The sequence below is a fragment of the Pseudomonas sp. Irchel 3E20 genome, from assembly GCF_900187645.1.
Taxonomy (GTDB): domain Bacteria; phylum Pseudomonadota; class Gammaproteobacteria; order Pseudomonadales; family Pseudomonadaceae; genus Aquipseudomonas.
In genome coordinates, this window is sequence record NZ_FYEE01000021.1 from 23,993 (window position 1) to 35,283 (window position 11,291).

The window sequence follows — 11,291 nt, forward strand, 5'->3', positions numbered from 1 at the left end:
CCGCGCCGGGGTGCGCAGCGCCCCTCGACGGTGGTGCGCCCGCTTCGCGCCCGAGCGCGGGCAAGCCCGCTTCCTACAGGGCGGGCACGACCACCGGGCCGAGGCGATAGCGCCCCCCGGGCCCGGCAAAGGGCCGGGGCTTGATTGAGCCCATGCCGTGCCGCGCTGACGTGCCCTGAAGCAACCCCTCGCGATCCCTACGCCGATCCGTGGCGCCCATGTGGGTGGCCAAGCCGAAGGTGGTCTCATCCCACTCTTTTTGCCTATCCGCCAGCCCGACGTGTTGGGGGCTGCGGTGTGGTTGCTCGTCCGCGGCCCGCAGGCCTTCTGCGGGCAGCATCCAACAACAGCAATACAGCGATAAATACAGGGTGCGCAGGGGCGTGGGCATGGCGGCATCCGCAGGAGAGGGTGCGTTGATGCTAGGGCGGGGCGGGGCGGAAAACTTCAGGAGCTTTGTCGGGAAACTGTCAAAGACTGTAAGGCGCGAGGGTTCCTGGGGCTGATTGTGAACAGGGCGAATTCCGACCAGCGGCACGAAAACCTGTAACTTTTGACAGTAGTCAGGGGGGTGTGGAGGGTATCGAATAAAGCCATCCAGGCCCTAGGGGCTGCGAATCGTCGAAGGCCAGGTGCACCGCAGTACCCGGGTCTGAAGGAGGGAGGTCGAAGTGGCTACACGCAAAGGTTCCAACAGCACCCCAACCCAGGATAATGCGCCTATTGGCCCCCGAGACGCGTTCGCCCCACCTCGGGTGCCGGCCATCATGGACCCGGGCGACCCTACCGGGCTGATACACCGCAACTCCACGCTCGTCCCCCTGGAGGTGGAGTTCGACAGTTGGGAAAGGTCTACCGGGCCCAATCGCACGGACTGGGTGGTGTTGGGGTTCACACATCAGGGCGGCGCATTTCGCGAAGTGGCTCGCAGGAGTTACCCCTCCATAACTGAGGTGGTCTTCCCTCAACGGATGCACGTACCTGTGGAGTTCCTGAGCACCGAGGGGGCGTACTCAGCCTCTATCACTGTTCGTCTTGGCTCGTGGGAGGCCGCCCCCAAGGAGTCGCTCAGAACCCGAGTTTCCATCGATCTGAAATCCCCAAACTTTGGCGAGAAGCCCCTAGCACCCGTATTTCCCGATGAGTTAGGCGGCATCGTCACCGAGCAATACCTGGTGGATCATGGCGGGGTTTGGCTGAAAATCCCGTGGCACGCCGATGCCCAGGTTGGCGATGTGGTCATTTTCTACTTCACCGATGATCCCAATAACCCGGCAACGCCTGTCCCGGTCGGCACGTACACCCTGACTCAGGGTGATGTCAACAACAAGCAACTGAGCTTCTTTCTGGACGCTGCGGTGATCCGCAGCCAGGGCCAAGGGCTGCATTTTGCGCAGTACCGGCTCAGGGACAGGGCAGGTAACACCAATACCGAGACCTCGGATGCAGCCAGCATTCAAGTCAACCTGACCCCGTTGCCTGGCAGCCTTCCACCGCCGTGGGTGCCACTTTCGACTCGAGGCCTGATTGACCGCCAACACGCGCGCGACCTGGTTTTTGTGGTCATCGACCCGTACCTGCCGGCAGAGCCCGAGGACTGGATAGCAGTGAGCTGGGATGGCTCGCCCCTGCACGAAGTCCACGTGGAGACGGGGGGAGGGTTGCCGTTGGAGGTCCCTGTTCCGTGGCTTGCTCTCAGCGCCCAGGGGCTTGGCCCGGCCAATGCAATGGTGAACTACAGAGTCCGGCGTAATGGGGTATACACGCCACCCTCGCCGACCATCGCGGTGCCCTATGACTTCACCATTGCCGGCCAGGACCACGTGGACGCGCCTGCACTGCTCAATAAAAAACTGGCCCTGATCGAGGTTCGCGGGCAGGCCTCGAACATCCCCAATATGCTGACAGGTGCCGATTTTGGCCTGCCAGCCAAGGCGACGCTCAGGCTATATGACAACCCGATTCCCGGTGAAACCATTGAGTTGTATTGGGGCGCTATCCCGACACCGGTGTATACCTACACCGTAAAATTCGGAGATGGCGGCGGCGATATTATTGAAGAGTTCGTTATTGCCTGGGAATTTATAGAGCTGGATAAAAACAATGCCCACTTGCCGGTGCGCTACCTCACTAATAATGGTGTCAATCAGCAGTTGTCATTAACTACGCCGGTTAATGTATCTATTATCGTTATCGAGAATCTCAAGGAGCCCGTTTTCCGGGATAAAAGTTTCTTCCATAAAATCGAGTGTGATACGGTGCCTCGGCCTTGGCAGGGTATCAGGGTTCAAATCAAGCCGGATGTACGCTTCGCTGAAAACGATCTCATCACCTTGGTGTGGCAGGGCTGCCGCAACTCCAATGGCAGCGATCCCATCGACGGTACTGATGCCGAAATTCCCCATAAGTTGAGTGCGCATGAGGCGCAGTATGGTTTTGACTTTGTTGTAAGTGATTGGGAAAAGTTGATTAAGCCCATGCAGGATAATGGCTCTGCCGTTATTTACTATCGCTTGTTGAAAACCACTGGGGCGGTCGGCAGTTCAACTTATGTCCATGTCATTATCAATCACACCTGGCCCAGCGGTTGTGTGTGCTCACCCACTAATGAGTGTCATGTAACGCCACCTCTGCGGGTGTGAGTGGGCCGGATTGGTTGGTAGTGTTTCTTTGTTTCTACAATGGAGCGTTTGAAATGACTAAGGTAAAAGTAAACCCCGGCCGTGAAACCTTGAGTGAGTTGCGTCGGCGCAAAAGCTTGGCGGATGAGGACTTGGTGATAGAGGGTGCGTTGCCCAATATACCCGGCGATGAGCCAAACAAATTGCCTAAGGTTTTACAGGGGAGCGAACGGAATGTGGTGTTCAATAATATTGTTTGGCCTGGGAGTACGACGCCCAATCGTAATGTTAGGGTGCAACTTGCAATCAACGGTACGAAGTACGGTGACGTACTGAACCTTCGTACTCCCATTACGTATCCGCAGACTTTAAAGTTGCCTGCTGACGAGACGCGATATGAAAGGGTCTTCACCTTGAGTTATTTTGTAAGTTACGGATCTTCTAGTGCTCCGAGTGAAGTTGAGAATGGCAGGACTCAAGTGTATGTAGATAAGTCTCCTCCCCATCATGGTACCAGCGGTGAGGCGATGAAGCATCCTCCGGAAATTCAGAATGGGATTATTAATAAGAGCTTGCTGGAGGCGCAAGAGGAATTTACCTTCAAAGTGGATTTGCCGACTGATAAAAAAAGTGGTGACAGTATTAAAGTGTTCTACGGCAGCAGTATTCCAGGGACCTTTATTCGAGAGGTTTTTATCGGTGGGGTCGGAGATCAGGAGGTGGAATTCAAGTTGCACCGTGGTGACATCTATAGCCACGATGAAGGTTCAAGAATTCTTTATTATCAATGGCGTGACCGTGTTGGAAATGAAGGGCCTTTTTCGGATCCTTCGCATCTTCAAATCCAGATTAACCCTATTCCGGAAAATCTCCCGCCGTTGCGGATACCGGAAGCCGATGATGGATCAGTCAATTATATTGATGCCAATACCCATGTGAGTGTCGTGCTTGAAACTTATGATAATCCAATGTTTGGTGTTGATGAACTCATGGTTACATGGGATAACCTGCTACAGGTGCCTCAATTAATTACTGCTTTTCCTGTTATTGTCGAGGTGCCGTTTTCAGCGGTTGCGAGTACAGGATTAGGGCCGAAAACTTCGGAGGTGAGCTATTACATTGTGCGCCGGTTTAACTCGTATCCTGCCCCTCAGAAGACGTCGGTTGCTGTTGATTTACGTAAGCCGGGTCCGGAATCTCCAGATGAGCCGAACATTCCCATCGACCCAGGAATCGGCAATCCAGAACTGCCTGCGGTTATCGTCAGGGGGGGTGCATCTACGGTAGAAAATGAAATTATCAATATCGACCGCGGCCAGGATGTGACAGCGACGGCTCCTATTTATACCGGCGTTAAAGCCGGTGATGTGGTGCAATTGTATTGGAATAACATACCGGTGCCGGGGTTGGGGCGTGGGGTTCTCCATATGCTTGGCAATGAAACGGCCCTTAATTTTCTTATAAATTGGGATCTCGTAGAGGCAACGGGCAATGACCCAGAGGTCAAGGTTCAGTACCGTATTACCCACCCGAATACAGGGGATAACTTTAATCCTTCGCTTGTACAGAACGTGGATGTTTATATTAATGTGGTTGCTCTTCCCGTTCCTAAGTTTACGCGTGCCACTTTTGATAATGATTTCGGTGTTTGGTTTGTCACCTGCTGTGAGCTGGAACTTATGCCGGGAGCGGGGGGGTACGGTATGAAAGTGAGTGTTCCAGGTAGTACGGAACTCAAAGCGGGGGATATATTAACGTTCAAGTATGAAGGTGGAAGGTGGGATAATGATTTGGGTAATTACGTGCCGCGTCCTTCTTTGCCGTTTACTGTGCCTCGTCATATAACGCAGGCGGAGGCCCGCGACGGCTTTGATTTATTCATTCCCTACGCCGCTGCATTTGAAGAAACCCACGACGGCCAGGCAACTGTTAGTTATTCGGTGATGATAAACGGCCGGGTTGAAATGTCTGATAAGTTTGAAACCGAGGTGGTAATGGTTTGGGCTGACGGAAAGGCATGTTTTGCTCCGGGCTCTATTAATACATGCAAATAAAGGGAAAGGATTAGGTGTTTTTAATCAAGGCCACGAAGGGCAAATACCTTTCGTGGTTTTTTGCCGTTTATGGATGAAGTGGGATGTAGAGGTAGCGCGTCATGGCGCTGCGCAATGTTGGAAGGCAGGAATACGGACTGTACTCCGTTGCAGTTGGCTGTTATGGGAATGATCCTGATTTTTTGTATCTCTGGGTGTTTTCTGTCGCTCGTAGTGGATTTTTCCTACATTCGAAGTGTTTTGTTCCGCGTATTCTCCGCCGCCGACTCCGAGTCGTCTGATCGGAGATAAGTGTATTCATTGAACCGCGAAAGGTAATTCACTATGTCAGTCACCTCTTTTACCTGTCCTATGTTGCCGCTGGCCCGCGCCATCGGGCTGTTGTCTTTTTCCCCAGTATTGTTGCTTAGCCCCTTGGCCCACGCCGAGCTCCCGCCGGAAATCATCGATGGCCGAACCAAGACCGTTGATGCGGCCACCCCTGCAGCCCCTTACCACGTCATCAATGGCGGCCAATTGAATGTGCATGGCGGCACGGTTTTTGAGACTACCGTCACCAACAACTCCGCTATTAATGTGACGAGCGGAACCTTTACCGGGAGGAATGGCCACTCGGCGCTGGAAATCAATAACAGTACTGCCACTATCGCCAATGCCGTGTTCAACGGTGATTTCGCTGGCCTGGGGTTTATCTACAATCCCGCTTCCCCGGCAGGTGCGAAGGGGGTGATTACCAATAGCGAAATTACCGGTGTCTGGGCCGGCGTTGAAGTTGGGGGTGCCAGTGAAGCCAAGCTGGTCGATAGCAAGATCAGCGGCACAGGTGAGTTCGGTGTCGGGCTGAGTTTCTACGGCGGCAAGATCGAAGCGGTAGGCAGCCAGATTCGCGGCACGCTCGCAGGTGCGCGCTTGGAGTCGGATACCGAAGGGCTGGGCCTCGACGCTTACTTGGTATTGGATAACTCCAGCGTAGAGGGCGTCGCCGGCCCGGCAATCGACGTGTCTTTTGGTGGCAAGGGCACCATCGATGTCTACAACAACTCGACCCTGATTAGCAGCAACGGCAACCTGCTGGAAGTGCGCGAAGCCTCCACCGCGGCCATGAACGTCGCCAACAGCCACCTCGAAGGCAATGTGCAATTGACCGGCAACAGCACCGCCAACCTGACCTTCAACCAGGGCCAGATGACTGGCGATGTGCTGGTGGAAGACGGCAGCACCGCCACTGTGGCCCTGAACGATCACTCGCAGTTCACCGGGCGCCTGGACAAGGTCAGCACCGTGGCCGTCAACGGCCAGTCGAACTGGACCCTGACCGGCAACGACACCGTAGGTGCGTTGACCATGGATGGTGGCACCGTGACCTTTGGCGCACCTGCGGCGACCAAGAACGCGGCCAAGACTTACTACCAACTGAACACCGGTTCGCTGTCCGGTGAAGGCACTTTCGCGATCAAGGCTGACTTCGGCACCGGTGAGCGGGATTTCCTCAATGTCACGGGCGAGGCCACTGGTAACCATGGCCTGTTGGTCAACGCTTCGGGGACTGACGCGCTAGACCCGCAAAAGCTGCATGTCGTGCATACGGCGGCCGGTGACGCGCAGTTCTCCCTGGTGGGCGGCCGTGTGGATGTGGGCACCTGGTCCTACGAGTTGGCCAACGCCAGCAATAGCGGCGCTACCGACTGGTACCTGGACCCCACCACTAAGGAAATCAGCCCCGGTACCCGTTCCGTACTGGCCCTGTTCAACACCGCGCCGACCGTGTGGTACGGCGAGTTGAGCACCTTGCGCAGCCGCATGGGCGAGTTGCGCTTCAACGGCGCCGCCGCTGGCCTGTGGGCCCGTGGCTATGGCAGCAAGCAGGACGTCGACGCGCAATCGGGCGTGGCCTATAAGCAGACCCAGCAAGGCTTCTCCATCGGTGCCGACACCGCGCTGCCTTATGGCGACGGCAACTGGTTGGTGGGTGTGCTGGCCGGCCATAGCAACTCGGACATCGACGTGGCCCACGGCACTTCCGGTACGGTGAAAAGCTACTACCTGGGCACCTACGCCACCTGGATGGACGACGCCAGCGGTTACTACTTCGATGGCGTGGTCAAACTCAACCGTTTCGACAACGAGGCGAAAGTAGGCCTTAGCGACGGCGCCCGCACCAAGGGCAGCTACAACAACACCGGTATCGGCGCCTCGGCGGAAGTGGGGCGGCATATCAAGCTTGAAGACAACTACTTCGTCGAACCCTTCGCCAAACTCTCGGCCGTGGTCATCAAGGGCAAGGACTACGACCTGGACAACGGCATGAAAGCCGAAGGCGGCGACACCCGCTCCCTGCTGGGCAAGCTGGGTGTGACCGCGGGCCGTAACTTCGAGCTCAGCGATGGCAAGGTGGTGCAGCCTTACATTCGCGGTGCAGTGGTGCAGGAGTTCGCCAAGAACAACCACGTGCAGGTCAACGACAACCAGTTCAACAACGACCTGTCGGGTTCGCGCTTCGAAGTGGGCACCGGTGTTGCCATGTCCCTGTCGGATAAGTGGCAAGTGCATGCCGATTTCGACTTCAGCCAGGGCGACAAGATCAAGCAGCCATGGGGTGCCAACGTCGGCGTTCGCTACAACTGGTAAGCGCTGGGCATGAACAAAAAAGCCTCGCATCTGCGAGGCTTTTTTGTGCTCGTTCGCCGGGCCTAGAAGGGTTTGCCCAGGTTGAACAGCATTGATTGGGTCTGCTGCGCGCCGGAGCCGAGGGTGAACTGGTACTCCATGCGCAGGGTCCAGTCCGACTCCGTGAGCAAGCCAAGGCCCAGGCCGAGCATGCCGCGATCCTGGCTTAGGGGCGCGAGGCTGACGCGGTACTGCGTGCTGCCATTGTCGGCATAGCGCATCGAAGCATCGCCGGCACCCTGGAAGTCGTGCTGGTACTCCAGGCGCAGGCTTGGCGTGACTTCACCCAGGGCAGTGCTGGTGGCGTACTGGCTGCGCAGGCCCAGGCTGGTGCTGGTGGTTTTCACCTTTTGCTCGTCGTAGCTGAGGGCGAAAATATCGTCGCCGCGCTCGCGGTAACGGTCCAACTTGCCATCGGCCAAGTCCAGGCGCGCGTAAGGCGAGAGCAGCCATTGTGCTTCGCGGTACTCATAGCCGGCCGTCAAGGAAGCGAAGGTCTGGTTACCGTCGCGCTTGCCATTGACCACCCCGGCGTTGTCGGTGACATAGCGGCGGTTGTCGAAGCTCAGGCGCTGGTAGCCCAGCACCCCATCCAGGTAGATGCTTTCGATCGGCCGATAGCTGCCATACACCGCCACGCTGTAGCTGTCGGCCTGGCTGCGGCTGCCGTTGTCGCCGATATCGGTTTTGTCGTGGCCATAGCCCAGGCCTACGCCCAGGGTCAGGTTGGGCGCCCAGCGGTAGTCGGCACCCACGGACAGGCCGGAGGTGACGAACTTCTGCTCCTTGTCGGCAGAGCGCTTGGCGTCGTCACCGATGCTAATAGTGCCGCTGGTCCAGAACGCCAGGGGCGAGGTGGGCGCGTCACCGGGCTGGTTGCCCAGGGCCGGCATCTGCTCACTCGACGGGGTGGTGCGCAGGGACGGCTCAGCCTGCATCTTGGCGTTTTTGATCTGCAGCCACTGTTCGATGCCGGTGGGGTCATCGTTCAGCCGTTGGCGCTTTAGGCTGGCTGTCGACAAGGTGAAGCCGTTGCTGAACGGGCTGACATTGCCGCTGTGCAGGGCCTCCAGGCGTTGCTGGAAGTTGTTGATCTGGCCACTGGCGAAGCGTCGGCTGCTGTTGGCCTGGGCGTTGAGCAAACCTTGCACCTCGGCATCCTTGGACGGATCGCTGCGCGCGCTCAGGCTGATGCTGATGAGCCCTGGGCTGGAGGTGAGGCTGGCGTTGCTCAGGGTGTAGCTCAGGTTCACCACGCCGCTGGCGTCCGGGTTGGGCACAAAACGCAGAACGAAGCGCTTGCCCGCCACGCGGGCCGGTGCGGCGCGCAGGTTGGCCGCGCCAGCGCCCGCTTCATGGATGGACGCACGGCCCACGCTCGCCGGTACTGAGGTCAGCAGGTTGGCGGCGATGAACGGGCCGCCGCTGGCGTTGTTGGTCAAATCCACCTCCACCGGTTGCCCCGGGCCGGCGCTGTTGGCCGCTTGCGACGGCGCCACCGGGGTTTCATCGGCCACTTGCAGGGTGTAGTGCTGCGTGACCGTACCGGGTGTGCCGGTGCTGCCATCGGTGGCGGTGAGGGTGATCGCGAAACTGCCGCTTTGGCTCGGGGTGCCCGACAGCGTCGCCGTCGCCCCATTCCAGCTCACACCGGCGGGCAGGTTGCCGCCCTGGGCCAGGGTGTAAGGCGCGATACCGCCGCTGACCGAGAACGCTTGCGTGAAGGCACTGCCGTGGGTCGCGTTGAGCGTCGATGCGCCCGGTGTGAGGGTCAACGGCGGCGCGGCGCCGACGGTCAAGGTGAAGGTCGCGGGCGCCGCGAACGGGCCGCTGCCGGTGCTGCTGTCGGTGGCCGTGGCGGTGACGGTGAACGTACCTGTTTGGGTCGGTGTACCGGCAATCGTCAGGCTGGTGGCGGTGGTCGCCGTCATGCTCAACCCCGCTGGCAGGCCGCTGACGTTGAACGCGGAATAGGGCGCCGCGCCACCGTGCCAGGTCAGGGTCTGGCTATAGGCCTGGCCGCCGCCGGTGGACCAGCCACCCGAGGCGGTGGTGTTTTGCACGGGTGCAGTCACCGTGATGCTGACGGTGGCCGGTGCAGAGGTGCCCGCCGCATTGGTGGCGGTGTAGGTGAATGTGTCAGTGCCGGCGTAGCCCGGCGTTGGCGTGTAGCTGATGCCCGTGCCGCTGGCCGTGGCCGTGCCATGGGCGGCGGCGCTGGCCACGGTCACCGAGGTCGGCACGAAGCTGCCCAGGTTCAAGGCGATCGGGTTGGCGCTGCTGCCATAGGCGACAGTGGCGCTCACCGGGCCGACGGCGACATTGATGTAAGTGAATTGCGCCGGGGCACTGCTACCGCCCGGCGTGGTCACCCGCACATCCACCGTGCCGGTACCGGCCGGTGCGGTGGCAGTGATCTGGCTGGCGCTGTTGACCGTGAAGGCCGACGCGCTATTGCCACCGAAATTCACCGCCGTGGCGCCCGTGAAACCGCCGCCGCTGAGGGTTACCACCGTGCCGCCCGTGGTGGGGCCGACAGCGGGGGCAAGGGAGGCGATCGTCGGCGCGTTGGCATAGGTGAACTGGTCTGCCGCACTGGTGGCCGTGGTGCCGCCGGTGGTAGTCACGCGCACATCCACCGTGCCCGAGCCCGCCGGGGCGGTCGCGGTGATCTGCGAAGCGCTGTTGACCGTGAAGGCCGACGCGCTATTGCCCCCAAAGCTGACCGCTGTGGCACCCGTGAAGCCGCTGCCGTTGACGGTCACCGAAGTGCCGCCCGCCGTGGGGCCGCTGTTGGGGCTGATGGACGTCAGCGTTGGCGCGGTGACGTAGGTGAACTGGTCTGCCGCACTGGTGACGCTGGTGCCACCTAGGCTGGTCACGCGCACATCGACCGTGCCCGTTCCGGCCGGGGCGGTGGCGGTGATTTGCGTGGCGCTGTTGACCGTGAACCCCGTAGCGGCGGTGGCGCCGAAGGTCACCGCCGTGGTGCCGCTGAAGTTGGTGCCGGTCAGGGTCACCGTGGTGCCGCCTGTTGCGGGGCCACTGCTCGGGGAAATGCTGCTGACCGTCGGTGCCCCCACATAGGTGAAACGATCCGCCGCACTGGTAGCGCTGGTGCCACCGGTAGTGGTGACGCGCACGTCGACCGTGCCCGCTCCTGCTGGCGCTGTGGCGGTGATTTGAGTCGCGCTGTTGACTGTGAAGCCGGTAGCGGCGGTGGCGCCGAAGGTGACCGCTGTGGTGCCGCTGAAATTGGTGCCGTTCAGCGTTACCGTGGTGCCGCCTGTTGCGGGGCCACTGCTCGGGGAAATGCTGCTGACGGTCGGTGCCCCCACATAGGTGAACTGATCTGCCGCACTGGTAGCACTGGTGCCGCCCGTGGTGGTGACGCGCACGTCTACTGTGCCGGTTCCTGCTGGCGCTGTGGCGGTGATTTGAGTCGCGCTATTAACCGTGAACCCCGTGGCCGCAGTGGCACCGAAGGTCACCGCCGTGGTGCCGCTGAAGTTGGTGCCGTTCAGCGTTACCGTGGTGCCGCCTGTTGCGGGGCCACTGCTCGGGGACATGCCGCTGACGGTCGGTGCCCCCACATAGGTGAACTGATCTGCCGCACTGGTAGCACTGGTGCCGCCCGTGGTGGTGACGCGCACGTCTACTGTGCCGGTTCCTGCTGGCGCTGTGGCGGTGATTTGAGTCGCGCTATTGACCGTGAACCCCGTGGCCGCAGTGGCGCCGAAAGTGACAGCCGTAGTGCCACTGAAGTTGGTGCCGGTCAGCGTTACCGTGGTGCCGCCTGTTGCAGGGCCACTGCTGGGGGAAATAGCGCTGACCGTCGGTGCCCCCACATAGGTGAACTGATCTGCCGCGCTGGTAGCACTGGTGCCGCCCGTGGTGGTGACGCGCACGTCTACCGTGCCCGCTCCTGCTGGCGCGGTGGCGGTGATTT

General features: G+C 59.7%; 5 protein-coding genes. 3 read left to right on the forward strand and 2 right to left on the reverse strand.

Annotation, left to right across the window (positions count from 1 at the left end):
* Window positions 1-73 precede the first annotated feature (73 nt).
* Window positions 74-391: a hypothetical protein gene (locus CKW13_RS23430; RefSeq protein ID WP_141234017.1), complete on the reverse strand. Its 318-nt coding sequence runs from the start codon at window positions 389-391 to the stop codon at window positions 74-76.
* Between the two features lie 376 nt (window positions 392-767).
* On the opposite strand from CKW13_RS23430, the gene CKW13_RS23435 reads away from it, so the two are divergent.
* The 3 genes from CKW13_RS23435 to CKW13_RS23455 all read left to right on the forward strand — a co-directional run bounded on the left by CKW13_RS23435 (window position 768) and on the right by CKW13_RS23455 (window position 7,303).
* The gene (locus CKW13_RS23435; protein WP_141234018.1) at window positions 768-2,642 is read left to right on the forward strand and encodes a hypothetical protein; all 1,875 of its coding nucleotides are present in this window, start codon (window positions 768-770) and stop codon (window positions 2,640-2,642) included.
* Window positions 2,643-2,695: 53 nt separating this feature from the next.
* Window positions 2,696-4,675 (forward strand): hypothetical protein, encoded by a 1,980-nt coding sequence (locus tag CKW13_RS24325; RefSeq protein WP_141234019.1) that lies wholly within the window; start codon window positions 2,696-2,698, stop codon window positions 4,673-4,675.
* 324 nt (window positions 4,676-4,999) lie between these two features.
* A complete protein-coding gene (locus CKW13_RS23455) occupies window positions 5,000-7,303 on the forward strand; it encodes an autotransporter outer membrane beta-barrel domain-containing protein (protein WP_095111147.1) in 2,304 nt (767 codons plus the stop codon).
* A gap of 62 nt (window positions 7,304-7,365) precedes the next feature.
* Here the strand turns inward: CKW13_RS23455 and CKW13_RS24560 are convergent.
* The coding region (locus tag CKW13_RS24560) for an IPT/TIG domain-containing protein (protein WP_176465178.1) at window positions 7,366-11,291 on the reverse strand (3,926 nt) is incomplete at its 5' end.